Source organism: Streptococcus tangpeifui, from assembly GCF_011038795.1.
GTDB lineage: Bacteria > Bacillota > Bacilli > Lactobacillales > Streptococcaceae > Streptococcus > Streptococcus tangpeifui.
On the sequence record NZ_JAAKDU010000003.1, the window covers coordinates 270,005 to 286,711 of the forward strand.

General features: G+C 42.9%; 22 protein-coding genes and 1 pseudogene. 5 read left to right on the plus strand and 18 right to left on the minus strand.

Annotation, left to right across the window (positions count from 1 at the left end; genetic code table 11):
* Positions 1 to 264: 264 nt before the first annotated feature.
* The 10 genes from G7Y32_RS04435 to G7Y32_RS04480 form a co-directional block, all read right to left on the minus strand.
* Positions 265 to 573, minus strand: coding sequence for an antibiotic biosynthesis monooxygenase family protein (locus tag G7Y32_RS04435; protein WP_165211161.1), 309 nt, complete (start codon positions 571 to 573; stop codon positions 265 to 267).
* Between the two features lie 58 nt (positions 574 to 631).
* Positions 632 to 988, minus strand: a complete 357-nt coding sequence (locus G7Y32_RS04440) for a class Ib ribonucleoside-diphosphate reductase assembly flavoprotein NrdI (RefSeq protein WP_165211164.1) — start codon at positions 986 to 988, stop codon at positions 632 to 634.
* A 9-nt stretch (positions 989 to 997) separates the two neighbouring features.
* On the minus strand, positions 998 to 1,483 hold the full coding sequence (locus tag G7Y32_RS04445) for a MarR family winged helix-turn-helix transcriptional regulator (RefSeq protein WP_241154203.1): 486 nt from the start codon (positions 1,481 to 1,483) through the stop codon (positions 998 to 1,000).
* 310 nt (positions 1,484 to 1,793) lie between these two features.
* Positions 1,794 to 3,452, minus strand: coding sequence for a sensor histidine kinase (locus G7Y32_RS04450; RefSeq protein ID WP_165211167.1), 1,659 nt, complete (start codon positions 3,450 to 3,452; stop codon positions 1,794 to 1,796).
* Positions 3,442 to 4,116 (minus strand): winged helix-turn-helix domain-containing protein, encoded by a 675-nt coding sequence (locus tag G7Y32_RS04455; RefSeq protein ID WP_165211170.1) that lies wholly within the window; start codon positions 4,114 to 4,116, stop codon positions 3,442 to 3,444. The genes G7Y32_RS04450 and G7Y32_RS04455 overlap by 11 nt, the downstream gene beginning before the upstream one ends.
* Positions 4,113 to 4,763: a phosphate signaling complex protein PhoU gene (gene phoU / locus G7Y32_RS04460; protein ID WP_165211173.1), complete on the minus strand. Its 651-nt coding sequence runs from the start codon at positions 4,761 to 4,763 to the stop codon at positions 4,113 to 4,115. Before phoU ends, G7Y32_RS04455 begins: the two co-directional genes overlap by 4 nt.
* The gene (gene pstB / locus G7Y32_RS04465) at positions 4,763 to 5,515 is read right to left on the minus strand and encodes a phosphate ABC transporter ATP-binding protein PstB (RefSeq protein WP_165211176.1); all 753 of its coding nucleotides are present in this window, start codon (positions 5,513 to 5,515) and stop codon (positions 4,763 to 4,765) included. Before pstB ends, phoU begins: the two co-directional genes overlap by 1 nt.
* Entirely contained in the window at positions 5,505 to 6,359 is an 855-nt protein-coding gene (gene pstA / locus G7Y32_RS04470) for a phosphate ABC transporter permease PstA (RefSeq protein ID WP_435796726.1), read from the minus strand. Before pstA ends, pstB begins: the two co-directional genes overlap by 11 nt.
* 29 nt (positions 6,360 to 6,388) lie before the next feature.
* Positions 6,389 to 7,234 carry a phosphate ABC transporter permease subunit PstC gene (pstC, locus tag G7Y32_RS04475; RefSeq protein ID WP_165211182.1) on the minus strand — a complete coding sequence of 282 codons (846 nt, stop codon included), beginning with the start codon at positions 7,232 to 7,234 and terminating at the stop codon, positions 6,389 to 6,391.
* Positions 7,235 to 7,244: 10 nt separating this feature from the next.
* Positions 7,245 to 8,123 carry a substrate-binding domain-containing protein gene (locus G7Y32_RS04480; protein ID WP_165211184.1) on the minus strand — a complete coding sequence of 293 codons (879 nt, stop codon included), beginning with the start codon at positions 8,121 to 8,123 and terminating at the stop codon, positions 7,245 to 7,247.
* A 193-nt stretch (positions 8,124 to 8,316) separates the two neighbouring features.
* Here G7Y32_RS04480 and G7Y32_RS04485 point away from each other — a divergent pair, with 193 nt between their 5' ends.
* A complete protein-coding gene (locus tag G7Y32_RS04485) occupies positions 8,317 to 9,237 on the plus strand; it encodes a phosphatase PAP2 family protein (protein ID WP_165211187.1) in 921 nt (306 codons plus the stop codon).
* A 567-nt stretch (positions 9,238 to 9,804) separates the two neighbouring features.
* On the opposite strand, the gene G7Y32_RS04490 is transcribed toward G7Y32_RS04485, so the two are convergent.
* Positions 9,805 to 10,116, minus strand: coding sequence for a carboxymuconolactone decarboxylase family protein (locus G7Y32_RS04490; protein WP_165211190.1), 312 nt, complete (start codon positions 10,114 to 10,116; stop codon positions 9,805 to 9,807).
* Positions 10,117 to 10,342: 226 nt separating this feature from the next.
* On the opposite strand from G7Y32_RS04490, the gene G7Y32_RS04495 reads away from it, so the two are divergent.
* From G7Y32_RS04495 to G7Y32_RS10365, 4 genes and pseudogenes are all read left to right on the plus strand, one after another.
* The gene (locus G7Y32_RS04495; protein ID WP_165211193.1) at positions 10,343 to 10,891 is read left to right on the plus strand and encodes a PadR family transcriptional regulator; all 549 of its coding nucleotides are present in this window, start codon (positions 10,343 to 10,345) and stop codon (positions 10,889 to 10,891) included.
* A 54-nt stretch (positions 10,892 to 10,945) separates the two neighbouring features.
* Positions 10,946 to 11,659 (plus strand): ABC transporter ATP-binding protein, encoded by a 714-nt coding sequence (locus tag G7Y32_RS04500; RefSeq protein WP_165211196.1) that lies wholly within the window; start codon positions 10,946 to 10,948, stop codon positions 11,657 to 11,659.
* Positions 11,652 to 12,362 carry an ABC transporter permease gene (locus G7Y32_RS04505; protein ID WP_165211199.1) on the plus strand — a complete coding sequence of 237 codons (711 nt, stop codon included), beginning with the start codon at positions 11,652 to 11,654 and terminating at the stop codon, positions 12,360 to 12,362. Before G7Y32_RS04500 ends, G7Y32_RS04505 begins: the two co-directional genes overlap by 8 nt.
* 38 nt (positions 12,363 to 12,400) lie before the next feature.
* Positions 12,401 to 12,532 (plus strand): annotated as a pseudogene (locus tag G7Y32_RS10365) (ABC-ATPase domain-containing protein); the annotation flags it as partial.
* Between the two features lie 89 nt (positions 12,533 to 12,621).
* Here the strand turns inward: G7Y32_RS10365 and G7Y32_RS04515 are convergent.
* The 7 genes from G7Y32_RS04515 to G7Y32_RS04545 all read right to left on the minus strand — a co-directional run bounded on the left by G7Y32_RS04515 (position 12,622) and on the right by G7Y32_RS04545 (position 16,707).
* Positions 12,622 to 13,110, minus strand: coding sequence for a GNAT family N-acetyltransferase (locus G7Y32_RS04515; protein ID WP_004225781.1), 489 nt, complete (start codon positions 13,108 to 13,110; stop codon positions 12,622 to 12,624).
* Positions 13,111 to 13,224: 114 nt separating this feature from the next.
* The gene (locus G7Y32_RS04520; protein ID WP_165211202.1) at positions 13,225 to 13,548 is read right to left on the minus strand and encodes a carboxymuconolactone decarboxylase family protein; all 324 of its coding nucleotides are present in this window, start codon (positions 13,546 to 13,548) and stop codon (positions 13,225 to 13,227) included.
* A 1-nt stretch (position 13,549) separates the two neighbouring features.
* Complete coding sequence (locus G7Y32_RS04525; RefSeq protein WP_165211205.1) at positions 13,550 to 13,969, minus strand: cupin domain-containing protein; 420 nt, start codon at positions 13,967 to 13,969, stop codon at positions 13,550 to 13,552.
* Positions 13,970 to 14,119: 150 nt separating this feature from the next.
* Complete coding sequence (locus tag G7Y32_RS04530) at positions 14,120 to 14,752, minus strand: putative quinol monooxygenase (protein ID WP_165211208.1); 633 nt, start codon at positions 14,750 to 14,752, stop codon at positions 14,120 to 14,122.
* A gap of 1 nt (position 14,753) precedes the next feature.
* The gene (locus G7Y32_RS04535; protein WP_165211211.1) at positions 14,754 to 15,674 is read right to left on the minus strand and encodes an amidohydrolase family protein; all 921 of its coding nucleotides are present in this window, start codon (positions 15,672 to 15,674) and stop codon (positions 14,754 to 14,756) included.
* On the minus strand, positions 15,658 to 16,116 hold the full coding sequence (locus G7Y32_RS04540; protein WP_165211214.1) for a MerR family transcriptional regulator: 459 nt from the start codon (positions 16,114 to 16,116) through the stop codon (positions 15,658 to 15,660). Before G7Y32_RS04540 ends, G7Y32_RS04535 begins: the two co-directional genes overlap by 17 nt.
* Before the next feature lie 72 nt (positions 16,117 to 16,188).
* Positions 16,189 to 16,707 carry an NAD(P)H-dependent oxidoreductase gene (locus tag G7Y32_RS04545; protein ID WP_165211217.1) on the minus strand — a complete coding sequence of 173 codons (519 nt, stop codon included), beginning with the start codon at positions 16,705 to 16,707 and terminating at the stop codon, positions 16,189 to 16,191.

A 16,707-nucleotide genomic window follows, 5' to 3' on the forward strand; every position in this document is an offset into this window, starting at 1 on the left:
GACCTTTGGAGCTATGCGGGGTAGGTTAAAAAGGTTTGAGAAATCTTTTTAATTGGGAAATGAAACTCGCAAAGCCAGTGTTAAAAACGCTCTGGCAAAAGACCCTTTCAGGTCACTACTTTAAAACTCGGACGTGGTGAGAGTCAAAATTCTCAATTTTGAGGTTGATCCCACTCCCTACTGATTAGGTCCTACTCTTTGTTCCTTTGCTGAGCAAGAACACCAACGATTTACTAATTAATGCCATATTGTTACCAAACAGACTTAGTCTGCCAAGACGTGATAGCTGTTAACTTTACGAGTAACATGCTGACGAACTTCTTTTACCTCAGGCTTTTGGTGCCTTTGAGCATGCTCAGGACGGTTGAGCCAAGCTTCGAAGTCTTCCTTTTTATTCCATTTTGACACAAGAACGAAGTCAACTGTTCCGTCTTTGACTTCACCCTGCCAGCCTTCGGCAGCAAGGTTGCCTTCCCAGGCTTTCAGTGACGCTACATCGCGTTTAATTTTTTCAAGAAATTCTTCTTGATAATCTTTTTCTACTGTAAATACTGCGGTTTGTACGATTGCCATAATTTTATCTCCTTATTTTTATCTCCTATTTTCAAGGCTGTTAATGACTCGAAATTTTTTATAGATTCTTCAAGGCTTGAGTCAAGGCTTTCAAGTCTTCTTCAGTGCCCACACCATCAAGCTTAGCTAAAACCGGTACCCCGTAAGCCTTACTGATATTGTCAGCCGCATAGTTAAAGGTTGCAGCATGTTTTTCCATAGAACCACTGCCAACGACTGCCTGAACACCGGGATTATGGCTCAAAAACTCTTCAACCGGTTTAGGTGTTTGACCTTTTCCAGTCGAGTAAGTAAAGATCACATAGTCTCCATCAATGCTCTCATTTCCTTTTTCAATTTTTAAGGTATCGGCATAACCAAGCTGATTCACAATTTTTTCGACGTTCCCTGAACGACTGGCATAAACAATTTTCATCTAACTACCTCACTTTCTTTTACGTTCTTGCTGAAAGAAGTCCATCATCTCTTGCAGGGACTGCATTAGGCCATCCACCTCACCCATGCCCTTGAATCCCTTGGCAATTTCTGCCTGAATAGCCAAGGCAGCTGTTTTAAGAGCTTGTCCTTCCTCAGTGATAGTAACCACCAAATCACGAGCATCTGTCTTTGAACGGGCTTTAGTGATGAAGCCTTTATCTTCAAGTTTTTTCAATACTGGTGTTAAAGTACCACTATCCAAAAATACCCTGTCACGAAGATCCCTGGTAATCACTTCTTGCTCCTCCCACAAAACCATCATGACCACATATTGGGTGTAGGTCAAGCCAATTTCGGCTAATAAGGGTGTATAGCGGTTGATAAATTCCCTTGAAGTCACATAGAGTGAAAAACAGAGGTTATTTCCTAATAATAAAGATGACTCCTTTGCGCCAACCAACTCATCCGCCTTACTTTGTATATTAGTAGTCACATCATCCCCCTCTTCAATCAGTTGCTTTTAATCGATTTTATGAGATCAGTTTAGCACAATCGATTTACTCTGACAAAAAATTTGTCTGACAAATATGATGTCAAAAGAAAAAGACCTTTTCAGGCCTTTTCAATTAATTCCCATTCTTCTTGGCAGGAGCGTTGTTTAAATCTTGAGTGTATCTATCACGGCTTCATAAATTCACTAGCTCCTGCTACAACGATCACATGAGTCAACCAAAAATCCTTAGTTGTCCCATACCAGTGTCTGACACTCTAATCCGTTCACCTAGTTTTGGCATCTTCCAGAATTACTTGACTGCCTTAAAAATCATAGTCATTTTGGTTCCCTTACCTTCTTGGCTGTCAACGAGGATTTGAGCATCATGCATTTGTACGGCATGCTTGACGATAGAGAGACCAAGTCCTGTACCACCGACCTTCTTGGAGCGGCTTTTATCGATGCGGTAGAAGCGTTCAAAGATGCGCGACTGGTCCTGTTCGGACATACCAATACCGTTATCTTCCACTTCTAGGATGACTTGATTAGTCTTGGGAGCGATACGGATGTCCACCTTGCCGCCATCATGATTATAGGTAATAGCATTGTCGCAGAGATTGTAAATAATGGATTCCAACAAGGCCGGATTCGCCTTAATCGTGGCTGACTGGCCAATGAGATTGAGAGAAATCTCATGCTCATCAGCCTTAGGCAGGAGAGTCTTGATAACATCTTCTGCCACTTCGTGAACATCCACCAAAGACATTTCCACTTGTTCCCGCTCATCTAAATGGGAGAGATTAATGATGTCTTCAACCAGCTGAATCATTCGTTTGGATTCTTGATAGATTTTCTGAGCAAATTTTGGCACATCCTCTCCCGTGACCAGCCGATTCGCCATCATTTCGGAATAACCTGAGATGACATGGAGGGGTGTTTTGAGTTCATGAGAGACATTAGCTGTAAATTCACGACGCATCCGCTCGATCTGCACCTGATCGGTAATATCAAAGAGCAAGAGGACTACGCCAGTCACCGCGTCGTACTCACCAACCGGCCTAGCTAAGACACGAAAGACGGCCTGGTCCATCTCCAGGTAGCCTTCCCCTTTATGACCATTTAACCCTTTGTCAACTAAATCATTAAGCTGATAATCCCTGCTAACATCTATAATATCACGACCGATACTAGTCTCATCCGTTTCAAACAGATGCTGAGCTGCTCCATTGATACTGATAATCTGACGGTTGCTGTTGAGGAGGATCATCCCCTCTTTAATCCGCGAGGTAATGGTGTCAAACTCCTGCTGACGCTGAGCTAAAAGATTTTCACGCTGACTGATTTCTTGCTGGTGATGGTCAATGCGGCGCAAGAGTGGCGATAACTCTTCATAAGCATCATTCTCAAGGGGGGTCTCAAGATTGAGTTGATTGATCGGTGCTACCAGACGATTGGCTGTCCTGCGGGCTAAAAAGACTGACAAGAATACGGCTACCAATACGACTAAAAAGATCGGTTGACTCATTCGTATCAAGAGTAAGAGGATTGTATGCTGAGTCACAGATAGACGAACCACTGTCCCATTCTCTAACCGCTTAGCTGTATAGAGAGAGCGCTGCGTTAGCGTTGATGAGTATCTGGAACTTTCTCCAGTCCCGTGCGCTAGAGCATCTTTGATTTCCTGACGGTTGGCATGATTTCCCATTTTTGCTGTATCCGTCTCACTATCATAAAGGACTTGGCCTGACTGATCGATCCAAGTCACCCGAATCAAGGAAGTATCCAAGTGCTCAAAGTACTCCGGTCCAGATAAATCGATTCCTTGAGCTACTAAACGAGTCTCTGTGCGCAATTGGTCAAACTGATTTTCAGTGAAATAGCGATAGAGCACACCTGAAATCATTAGTAAAGTCGCTAATAACACCCCTAGAGTGGCCAATAAGGTTGCGCTGAAAATCCTACGTGTCATCTTCTACCTCCATCCGATACCCGATACCTCGGACTGTCTGGATGGAGGAACCACTCTCACCCAGCTTGGTACGCAGCGTTCCAATATGAACATCAACTGTCCGTGTCTCAAGAACCGCTTGCTCTCCCCAGACCGCATCTAATAGCTCCTGGCGGGAAAAGACACGTTTTGGATAACGCATCATAAGCTCTAAGAGGTCGAATTCCTTTCGAGTCAAGGTCAGACGCTGATCATCTACTGTTACCAAATGCTGCTCACTATCAAGACTGATAGCCCCCAGCTTGAGCTTACTTATCCTTGGCTGACTCCGACGCAGCACTGCTTTGATGCGAGAAATCATTTCCATCATGCCAAAAGGCTTAACCAAATAGTCATCTGCTCCCAAGTCCAAGCCTTTAACTTTATCAAACTCCGTCCCTTTGGCCGTCGACATGATAACTGGAATATCCTTGGTTGACGATTTTTCTTTTAGCTTCTTGAGAATACTAAGCCCATCCTCATCTAACATCATGATATCTAATAGAATGAGCTGAGGCTGCTGCAGTTTAAGAGCTGCCCAAAATGGAGCACTGCTCTCAAACCCTTTGGCATCAAATCCTGCTGTCTGCAAACTATAGACAACCAGTTCACGAATGTCATCATCATCTTCCACGCAATAAATCATGCACTATCTCCATCTAACTGTCCTGTAATTGAGTAGAGCACCCACTTGGCAATATTCACCGTATGATCACCGATACGCTCGACATACTTAGCCACCATTAAGAGATCCACAGCGTACTCCCCATCTGCATTCGGCTGAGAAAAGTAGGTGATGAGTTTTTTCTTTATTGTATCAAATTGTTGGTTGACTTTCTCGTCGTCTTGAATAACTTTTTGAGCTTTCTCCATATCCTCTTCGACAAAGGCATCGATACTAGCTGTCACCATTGTACTCACTCGCTTGGTCATATCTTCAAGGAGCTCTACTTCTGGTCCTGAAACAATGTGCTTTTGCGACATGATGGATGCCATTTCACCAGACTGAGCACCAATACGCTTCATATCGTAAACCATCTTAAGAGCAGCCGAGATACGGCGCAGGTCCTTAGCCACCGGTTGCTGCCGCAACAAGAGTTTCAGGCACTGAGACTCAATATCTCGCTCTAAATGATCGATACGCCTAGCTGTCTCAGATACTTGTTCAGCTAAGTGAAACTCATCGTCTTTCAGGATATCTAATGACAGGGTAATAGCTTCTTCACAGAGGGACCCCATAATACTGAGATCCTTATCTAGGTCATTCAACTGATGATCAAATTTACTACGCATTAACCAAACCTCCCTGTAATGTAGTCTTCGGTGCGTTTATCTTTAGGGACTGAAAAAAGTTGGCTGGTTTTGCCATATTCAACCAACTCACCAGATAAGAAGAAAGCTGTCTTATCTGACACCCGCACTGCCTGCTGCATATTATGAGTGACCATGACGATGGTGTAGTTCTTCTTCAACTCCAGAACCAATTCTTCAATTTTGGCAGTCGATACAGGGTCCAAAGCACTAGTCGGCTCATCCATAAGCAGAATTTCTGGTTTAATGGCAAGGGCTCTTGCAATGCATAGACGTTGCTGCTGTCCACCAGAAAGTCCCAGAGCCGACTTATTAAGCCAGTCCTTGACTTCGTCCCAGATAGCCGCTTGGCGCAAAGAGCGCTCTACGATTTCATCTAGCTTAGCTTTGTTATGAATCCCATGCGAACGAGGACCAAAAGCGATATTATCATAGATGCTCTTTGGAAATGGATTCGGCTTTTGAAAGACCATACCGATCTTTTTGCGCAGAATATTCGTATCTACATCCTTATAGATATCTTGCCCATCCAAGGTCACCAAACCTTTAATCCGACAATTTATGACCAAGTCATTCATACGGTTGAGGCTTTTGAGAAGAGTGGACTTTCCACAACCAGAAGGTCCGATAAAAGCGGTAATTTCTTTCTCAGCAATAGCCAGATTAATATTTTTTAGGGCATGATGCTCACCGTAGTAGAGGTTTAATTGATTGATTTCTAATTTATTCCCCATTGATCTTTCTTTCTAGTTGCTTAGCAACAAACTCTGATAGTAAATTGATGACAATTACCAAAACCAGCAAAATTACAGCTGTAGCATAGGTCTGGTTGATATAGAGACCTTCTCCGGAAATGGCATACATATGGACCGCTAAGGTACGGCTAGAACTAAAGAGGCTCTTGGCCACTTCTGCGACCGTACCAGCTGTGAAAATCAGAGCAGCTGATTCCCCGACAATACGGCCAATAGCTAGGATAATGCCTGAAAAGATACCTGCCATTGCGCTAGGCAGAACAATCTGAAAAATGGTCCGAAGTTTGCCGACGCCAAGAGCAAAACTTCCCTCACGATAGCCATCGGGTACAGATAAGAGCGCTTCTTCGGTCGTCCGCATCACTACGGGGAGAACCATGATAGCAAGCGTAACTGCTCCAGATAAGAGCGAGAGGCCCATGTGGGCATACTTAACAAAAAAGAGGGCACCGAACAAACCATAGATAATAGATGGAATTCCTGCCAAAGTTTCCGTCGCAATTCGTATAACTGCTACAAAAGGATTGTCTCGTCTAGCATATTCTGTCAGGTAAATTGAAGCCCCAACAGCCACCGGTACAGCAAAAATGAGAGCTAAAAAGGTCATAAAGACTGTATTAATCATAGCCGGCATGAGACTGACATTTTTCGTTGTATAGGTCATGGAAAAGAGCTCAGGTGTGATATTAGGAATTCCTTTAATCAAAACATATCCTACAATAGTCAAAATAGAGAGTGTCGTTAAAACGATTCCAAGGTGGACCAAAACTGCTAGGATAAGAGAAATCGGATCTTCCTTATAACACAACCACTTCTCCTTCATCTTTTTTGATATTCTTACTGGCTTCATACTCACTCCTCTTTACGCATCAGCGAGAAGCTGACATTGATCAACAATACAAACACGAACAATACCACAGCTGTCCCAATGAGAGCTTCACGGTGAAGTCCAGTCGAATAGCCCATTTCCATGACGATATTAGTCGTCAAGGTTCTGACCCCAGAGGTGACAGATGTCGGGATAACAGCCTGATTTCCCGCTACCATAATCACTGCCATAGTCTCACCAATAGCCCGTCCCAAACCTAAAATAACCGCAGCGAGAATACTACGCTTAGCTGCCGGGACTACGATAAAGAAGATACTGCGTTCATGAGAAGCCCCAAGCGCTAAGCCCCCTTCATAATAGGACTCTGGTACCGCCTCTATCGCTGACTCTGACACCGTAATAATGGTCGGTAATATCATCAAGCCCAGCAAGACTGATGCTGTTAGCACGCCTGTTCCCATACTCAAGGTCTGTTCTCTGACGAAGGGAACCAAGACTACTAGGCCAAAGAAACCATAGACAACCGATGGAATCCCTGCCATGAGATTAATGGCCATCTTGAGTGGCTTATAGATCTTATCCGGACAAAACTTAGCCATATAAATAGCACTCAAGATCCCAATAGGGACTCCAAGGAGTAAGGCTCCAGCAGTCACATAGATAGAGCCGATAATCATAGGAAAAATACCATAGCTATTATTAGCTGGCTGCCAAATCTTGCCAAAGATGAAGTTTCCAAAACCAATTTTAGTGATAGCTGGAATTCCATTGGCAAAGAGGAAGATACAAATTAATAAAACCGATAACACAGAAATGCAGGCAGTCAGAAAGAAGACCGCTTGCATCACTTTTTCTTTTGTTTGGGCCATTTAAGACTCCTTATTTATCAAGTGCACCCCAAGTGCTGGTCTTACCGGTGTAGATAGCTTTAACTTGGTCACTTGTAATATTGTTAAGTTTGTTATTTTTATTGACGATAATAGCAATACCGTCAAGGGCAATAGCTTGTGATTTGACCCCCTTGTCAGTTTCAGACTTATCCAGTTCACGTGAGGCCATACCGATATCACAAGTTTCATCAATGGCACTGGTTACCCCTGTTGTTGAGTCGCTTTGCTGAATCTCGATGGTCACATTCGGATTTTCTTTGACATAGGCTTCCTTGAGTTTTTCCATAACTGGAGTGACCGAGCTTGAGCCAGCAATGACGATCTTACCACTCTGAGCCTGAGACTTGTAAGCACCTGTATTGGAATCCGAGATGTAGCCATTATCTTCGACAATCTTTTGCCCTTCTTCACTCAGGATATAATTGATAAAGTCCTTGGATTGGCTGTTGATATTATCTTTAGTGACGATATTAAATGGACGAGAAATCTTATAACTGCCATCCTTAACAGCCTTAGCACTAGCCTTGGTTCCATCGACTTTGAGAACCTTGACCTTGTTATTGACAGAACCAAGTGAAGCATAACCGATAGCATTCTTATCATCGGCTACAGTGGTCAGCATAACTGCTGTAGAGTTAGTAACCGTGGCTTGTTGAGTTGTATGGTCAACCTTTTTACCATCGCTGCTTTTTTCTTCAATACCGAAAAGTTCAATGAAGGCACTGCGTGTTCCTGAACCATCTTCACGGGTAATGATATTAATGGGTTGATTATTAGAACCTGATTTAGAACCGCCACAAGCTGTTAGTATACTAAGACCAGTCAATCCAGCTAAGGCAATGAGTGAGAGACGAGTAATTTTTTTCATCTGTAAAATTCTCCTTATTTCTTATTTTGACAAGTCTTATTCTAAGTCCCAATTATCAAATCTATCCCCATAGTTTTGTAAAGTTTTTGTAAAATCAGCGGAAGTACAATTTTCAATGATTTTACAGGAATTTGATAAGAACATTGAAATTGATTGATAGAATGTAGTCATCACAATTGAAACGAGGTTTGATATGTTTACACTTAATCGTCACGACAAACGTTTGTTAACCATAACTTATGTTAGTGCTATCTTTTTCCTTATATTGGCTAGTCTTTTTGACCAGCAGATTTCCCAGAACTTTAGTAGCCAAGATTCCATCTTTGGAACACTTTTTCAAAACTTTGGGATGTTTCCTGAACCTTTAGTCCTCTTCTTATCAGCTAATATCTTAGGTTTTGCAGGCTATCAGCGAAGTCGATCCACAGGACTTAAACTTATCCTGACACTGGCAGGATTACTCCTATCATTCTGGGCCATTCTCCACATGGTTGATGACTGGCTTTACTATGGATACTCTACCATGGCCAATATTGATAAAGGACTCCCAATCGCTACTGCTAACAATGATACTGGCAGTGCCATTAGCTACCCTATAAGTTTGAAATACAGTGTCAGCTTGGTCATTTGGGCATTGGGAACTTTCATTCAATTCAAATGGCTAGCCAAAAAAGATCCAAAAGCTCTGCACTATCTAATTTCAGTCGCCATCATGGGAATTGCCTTTCATTTCTTATCTGAAAGTATCATCGATACCATGAAAGAAACGTGGGGACGCTTTCGCCCTTACGAAGTCTTTGGTCATGTCGATGGGGCTCACTTTACCAACTGGTGGCAAATCAATGGGGTAAACGGTCATCGTTCTTTCCCATCAGGACACACACTAGCTGGGATGAGTGCCATGTTCTTCCCGTTTCTTGTTAGCCGTGAGAATATCAAAGGCCAAAAGATCGTAACTTATATTTGCTTAGCTTACGGTTTTCTGATGGCGCTCTCACGTGTGCGTGTACAAGCACACTTCCTATCGGACGTCGCTGTCAGCGCCATGATTACTTTCTTTATTATCTTTGCTCTGGCAAAAGTTATTGGATACAACTTTATTGAAGAGGATTAATGCTAAAAAATTGATGGTTTATAAACCTCCAACTTTTTGCATCTATACATACACAAAATAACACCACCTCAAACGAGATGGTGTTATTTCTCGGTTTTAAACCGCACCGATATAGGACTCACGCGTTTGTGATTTTTAACTCATGGATTTGGCCGATTTTTTAAGTTAAACTGCACAGCTATAATTGCTAGGAAACCAGTCACTATAGCACCAATTACCATTAAAATAGAACTGCTGGCTAGGAAAAGACAACTCAAGATAAGGCCCATCAGCCAAGTCACTGAGCATCTGATAACGAGTTTCCGTGTAAACCGATGACTTGGCTTGTTCACTGATTTCAACTGATAGATTCCTAGCAATAGTGAAAAGACACCGAGGTAAAACAGTGTGACAGCAAAACAATTATGAGCTTTTGCATTGCCCAAAAATCCAAGAGCCACCGTTACAAAGCTCAGACCAAAGATGATAGGATAATGCCAATAGATAAACCGATTTTCATCAGGATTGGAGATATCAGGGTCAATCAGGTGATCAATTTCAACAATTACTATCGATGATTCATTCTCCTCAGATTTCCTTAGCCAATCCGAAGGCTGACCAAGCTTTGGGCCAACCAACGTAGAAAGCGATGTGAGTAATAATTTCTGAAATTTTTTCTTTCGTTACACCATTACTTTTAGCGGTATTCAGGTGATACTTAAGCTGTTCCCAATTGCTGCCTGTGATGAGAGCTGAAGCTGTTACGATAGAACGGATCTTAGGGGATAATTCTTCCTCACGCGACCAGACTTGGCCAAAGAGGACATCATCATTGAGTTCTGCAAACTTAGGGGCGAAATCTCCTAAATTATCACGTCCTGCTGTTTGTTTTTTAGCCATATTAACCTTCCTCCTTATTTGCGGCATCGTATGCTTCATCTGTAACGGGCTCATAAAACTCACTAGCGCCTGCTGTGATAGCAATATGGCTGAGCCAATAATCCTTACTACCTTAAAAATTTATTTGCATTTTAGTTTTAAGATTTAACTTTTACATCTTGACATCTAAGAAAGAAATTGCTAAGCTATAAATGTTCAACGTTGAATAAACAAAGGAGGTTGTTGCGTGATTAAGCTTTTAGTTCTGGCTATCTTAAATGTAAAACCCATGTCTGGTTACGATATTAAATCACTATTGGAGATCAGCGATACACAGAGGTGGGCGGGAGTGCTACCAGGGTCCATTTACAATGCCTTACGGAAACTGGAAAGAGATGGCTACATTGAAATCGAAAGTATCGAAGCTAACGGAAACAGGCAAAAAGCCATCTACAAAATAACGGAATCAGGGAGAAAGCACCAAATTGAACTCATCAAAGAATGTCTGACGGCTAACAAAATTCACTACCCTACTCAACTTTACACTGGCATCTCTTTTGCCGACCAGCTTCCTCTGCAAGAAGCAATAGACGATCTGCAAAAAAACAAGGAGCAGCTTGAAATAGAATATGATATGTTAAGTAAGGGGATGGACAGTAAGAAAAGATCAATGGGCAATCATATTCCAGAACTAACGCAAATTATTTTTGAACATATGTTTGAGACGGTCAGGTCTCAAATCGAGCTAATCGATAAAACTCTGACTATCTTGAGCCGGCAAAAAAATGAGTTATAGACCGGCTTTCTTTTTACCAATATAGTCAAAGTTGATTATACAAAGGAGAATAATATGAATCTAGTAGAATTTCACCATGTTTACAAGCAATTTAGAGATCGCAAAATTATCAAGGATATGAATTTTACCATCAAAGAAAATGAGATCCTTGCCCTACTAGGAAAAAACGGAGCTGGGAAAACAACCGCCATTCGGCTCCTGCTTGGGATTATTAAGCCGGACACGGGGCAGATCAGCTCTGGAATGCCAGACTTTAATAAAAAGGTTGGCGCCCAGCTGCAGACAACACCCTTCTTTGAAGCACTGAATATTGTCGATAACCTCAAATTATTTGCAACCTTTTACGCTGTTTCTTTGTCTGAAGATGAGATTGAGAAGCTACTAAAAGAACACAATCTCTATGAAGCAAGGAAAACCAAGGCTGCTAAATTGTCACTGGGGCAGCAAAAAAGACTGGCGATTATCATTACAACGATTCACCAGCCAGACTTGGTGATTCTGGATGAACCCTCAGCCGGTCTTGACCCAAGCGGACAAAGAGAGGTTCAGCAAATGATTCAACGCTTAAAACAAGATGGGAAGACTGTCCTTTTTGCTTCTCATGATATGATTGAAATTAAGAATACAGCCGATCGCGTAATGTTTCTTCACGAAGGAACCATCTTAGAAAGCGGGGATCCCGATGAGCTAATTAGAAACTATCAGGTCACGAACCTAGAAGAATTATTCTACGAATTAACAGCCAATAAGGAGGACGCTCATGTTTAATGTATTCACCATTTCATTAAAAAACAGCTTAAAGGACATTGTCCTCTTATTCTGGTCGATTTGCCTGCCCTTGGCCTTTATTATCGGACTTCACTATTTTAAAGTCACTCTAGGCGCAGACACTCTCTTTGGTATCATAACCTTTAGTATTTTTTGTCAGGCCTGCATTACACAGTCCTTCTCCATCTTTTCGCAAAGAAAGCGGGGCGTATTTGAATTGCTGTCTGTCACCCCCTTTTCTATCTGGAAGTATCTAAGCGGCATTGTTCTCAGTCAGGCATTGCTGGCCAGCCTCATTGCCTTGCTGCTCTTAACCATTGAGGTTAAATTGTTTTCACTAGCCATAACTTTTGGAAAAATATTGTTCTTCGTTCCTCTATTTTTGACAGAAGCTGTCCTGTTTAGTTTATTTAGCTTTGTCTTGTCACGGTTTCCAAAAGACGAAGCGCATTTAAGTACCTTTACTAACTTAACCATGTTTGCTTTGCTTTTACCAAGTAGTATTTTCTGGTCCTTGAATCATGCTCCCCGATTCGTTCAGGCAATCTCATGGATCAACCCCTTTGAATGGCTCCAAAAAGGCTACCGAAGCATTCTTAGCCATGAATTTTCAGCCTATATGACCATCTTTGGTCTACTGGCTATATCTATCCTGTTAACAGCATGGCTTGCACAGAAGACATTTCGGTTAAAAGAAAGGTAAGGGGCATGACCATGACTGATTAGCAGAAAAAATTAGAGGCGATAGACGGCAAGGGATGGGGCGCATATAAGCAAATCAGTGGGATTTACGCCTATCATGAATTTACCTTCTGCATTGAGCTGGGGCAAATTGATCCCTATACTCAGCCCTCAACCGTTGCTGAGGGCTGAGCGTACGAGTCTCAGTGGCTATTTGCTGACTGTCATTTTTTAGATCCAAAAAAGCGCCATTCACTCTTTTCAATGGCGCTTTTTTCGTTTTATAGTTTTTTAAAATACCTTGCAACCGGCCAAGGTTCAAAGCCAAAAGCTTCGTAAGTTTGGCGGGCGGGTAAGTGTCCCGGATCTCCGCCAGTTTCCACCATAACCATCTTCATGCCAGCTTGAGTGATTTTCTGACAAGCAGTTTCCAGCAGCCTTGTAGCAATCCCCCTACCTTGGTGTTTTGGTGAAACGGCCACAACATAGATTTCCCCCATCCTATCTTCTGGGTGTATGCGATAAGCAAGCCAGCCTGCTAGTTCGTCATCTGAAAAGGCCAGCAGAGTCTGACTGCTTGCTTCATCCAAGACCTGCGACAAATCTGCTGTTTGACGGGATTCCCACCCTTGAGGATAAAAATTATCATAGACAAAAGCCGGTACAGCAGAGCGCATTTGGTAAAAGACCGTTGCCCAGCTTTCAATTGACAGAGATAAGATTGCGTCTTTGTAGCGATGTTGGTAAGGTTTGATGGTAATGGTCATCATATCATCCTCCTCTTTTTTGACGTAAATATGTGCTGGTATTCTATAAAACTTAAGCCGATGAGTTATGAAAAAATGAGACTTTGTCTTCAAACTCAAAAGGCCTACTGGCCTTTTCTATTCTTCCCCCCAGATTTCCTTGGCTAATCCAAAAGCAGACCAAGCCTTGGGCCAGCCGACATAGAAGGCAATGTGGGTAATGATTTCTGAAATCTCTTCCTTAGTGACGCCATTATTTTTAGCCGTATTCAGGTGGTACTTAAGCTGTTCCCAATTGCCGCCTGTGATGAGAGCTGAAACTGTTACGATAGAGCGGATCTTAGGGGATAATTCTTCCTCACGCGACCAGACTTGGCCAAAGAGGACATCATCATTGAGTTCTGCAAACTTGGGAGCAAAATCTCCTAAATTATCACGTCCTGCTGTTTGTTTTTTAGCCATATTAACCTTCCTCCTTATTTGCGGTATCGTAGGCTTCATCTGTAACGGGCTCATAAAACTCACTAGCGCCTGCTGTGATAGCAATATGGCTAAACCAAGAGTCCTTGGTTGCCCCATGCCAGTGCTTGACACCCTTGTCTGTCACGACCACATCGCCTGCTCTCAGATGACGTGCTGGCTTTCCTTCCTCCTGATAGAGCCCTTCTCCGCCTGTCACTAGCAGGATTTGATAGCCATCCAAATGGACATGCCAGTTGTTGCGGCAACCCGGTTCAAAGGTCACATTTCCAACACTGGTTTGTCTATCTGGTGCTTGGGCTAACATAGCCAGATAAGATTGGCCTGTAAAGCTAGCGCCATAAGGGTTCTCTTCACCAAAGGCAAATAAAGGATGTGCTTTTACTTCTTCATGTTTAGCCATGAATTATCACTTCTTTCTCTCAATAGTTATTTTTTACCATTAGTATAGCTCTGTGTAAATTAATTTACAAATACCAAGAACAACTAACTGCCATGCTTAAAAGGCATTTCAGTTGCACGTTACCCTCTGCTTGATAAAGGCTTGAATAAATTAGCCTCTATTAACCAGCATGTCACCAGTCAAGACTTGCAGGGTCTTGTCTAAAACAAGGTTGCTGCTTTTTGCAATATAATCTTTGAAATGGGAGGTTCCCCGATGAGCCTCATAGGCAGCCTCATCTTCATAAACTTCAAAGAAATACCAAGTATTGGGATTCTCAATGTCTCTACCTGCGTACATGACAAGGACACCAGACTCCTTGTCCATACTGGCCTGCATCTCTGGTAAGACGATAGCTGCGAAAGCCTGACTGTCACTGACTGTCACTCTTGCCAGACGCACTGAAAAATCGTTTGGCTCCAAAACTCTCAATGCTGTTGGTTTTTGGAGAAAAATCTCAGGCTTTAATGTCACTACTTCACGGCTGGTGATGGCCTTTTGCGCCAAACCGGCAAAGGCTTTAAAATGCGGTGAGTCTACATGTTTTTGGTAGGCCTCATCACTGGCATAGCGCTCAAGAACAACCTGCTGACTCTTATCACTGGGGACATGACTGCCATACATAGCCAAGGTTCCTGGCTCCAGCTCCATTGACTGGGTAAAGTTGTTATAGCCGATTTGGTTAAAATCAGTCTCATAGGACAAATCGAGCCCCAATCTAAATAATCTAAAAATCTCTGTCATATTAATCTTCCAATCCGTATAATTTTTGAGCATTACCCGTGAAAATCTGCCGTTTCTCTTCATCACCGAGCGCAAGAGTTTCAATCGCTTGGGCAATGACCTCCGTCGCACCCGCCGGCAGGATTCCTAAGGGCGCATCTGTTCCAAAGAGAACATGGTCAACACCATAATAATCCACACAGAGTTCGAGGGCTTTAGGATTACCAAGGAGAGCAGTATCCACATAAAACTTCTTAAAGTCAGCGGCCTGATCTTCTGGCAGAATCCGCTCGATACGACCGGCAAAGTAAGGAACCATGGCGCCGGCATGATGAACCAAGATTTTCAAATTTGGAAATGCCTGAAAATAACCAGCCTGTACGATCTCAAGCATGGCTTGAGTCAGCTCGTACTCCCAGCTAAAGATAATGTTATTGTCGGGCTTTCGGGCATCAAAAACAGGATGGAGCCAGATTGGCACATCGTGCTTAGCCGCTGCTTCAAAGACAGATTTAAACTCCTCATCCGCCACAGACTTCCCTAGATGACGGGTAAAGAGCTGAATTCCCAGTATCTCAGGATGGGCTGGGACAAATGCTTCCACCACGCGCACGGCTTCCAGAATATGATTCATGGCGACCATGGCGACACCGCCAGTAAAGATATCGGGATTGGCCTGCACTGCTGCTAACAATTCTCCATTGGCTTCGGTTACTAAGAGGGCCGCCATCTCACCTGCCATATAATCCTCTGGATTGGTATTGACATAGCTGATAATCTGCTTAGTGTCAGCAGGCATGGTCTCACGGCGCTTGTTCAGATCGGTCAGGACTGGATTTTGGATAAAAGGCATCTTCTGTGCTAACGCCTTATCCAGCGTAAGCATTTTTTCATAAAAATTAGGCAAGAGCACATGAGCAAAGGCATCAATTTTCAAAGTCATCTAAGCGCTCCTTCCAGCTGCCGTCTTTATCGAAGATGATCCCATATTCCTCATAGTAGGTGTCTTTATTGAGAATTTCTCCCGACTCGTAGAGACCTATTTTATGGGTCAGGCGATCAATCGAACGCTGGAGATTCCTTTTCTTATTTTCAAGGTTCTCTAACTGCTCACGAAGCAATTCTTCACGTGCCTCGACTGTCTGATCGCCCTGCATGAGCAACTGACAGTAATCTACTAAGACCTCGATAGAAACACCCGAATGACGCAGACAAATGACCATCTCTAGCCACTTATTGAGATCATCTGTAAAATAGCGATTGCCGTTTGCCTGACGAGGAATCTCAGGCAAGAGCCCAATGCGCTCGTAATAACGCAAGGTATTGGGCTTAATATCGTACATTTGAGAAACCTGAGTAATAGTGTAAGTTCCTTCTTTTGGCATATTCGATCACCTTTCAATATATACACATCAGTTTAACTATCTGTTCAGTATACACAATTTTAAACCTTTTGGCTATGATTCTTGTAAACAGCCAACATAATTAGCCGCCTCTTGAGCCAGTTTTTCATTCGATAAATTGAGTACGCCAGATAGAACAAAAGGCTCTTCAAAAACGAGACCCGTATGGTACTTGATGGTCTCTATTGGTTTGAGCAATTCCTGTGTGGTTACATGGAATCGGCCGTTAGCTGTATAATCCTGCGCTCCTGCTCCTTGAGTGACAGCAAGCAGGACTTGCTTGCCTTGGAGGGCGTCACCAGATGAACCATAAGCCCAACCATACTCTAGTATCTGGTCCAGCCACTCCTTCATCAAGGATGGCATAGAATACCAGTACATTGGAAACTGTAAGACAATGCGGTCTGTAGCTGTCAGCGCAGCCTGTTCCTTCTTGACATCAATCTTACCATCTGGGTAGAGGGCATAGAGATTACGTACCTCAATGCCTTGCTCAGCAGCTGCTTGAGCCATGGCCTTATTGGCTCTAGATTGGTCAGGATTAGGATGGAATAAAAAGATTCTTGTTGTCAT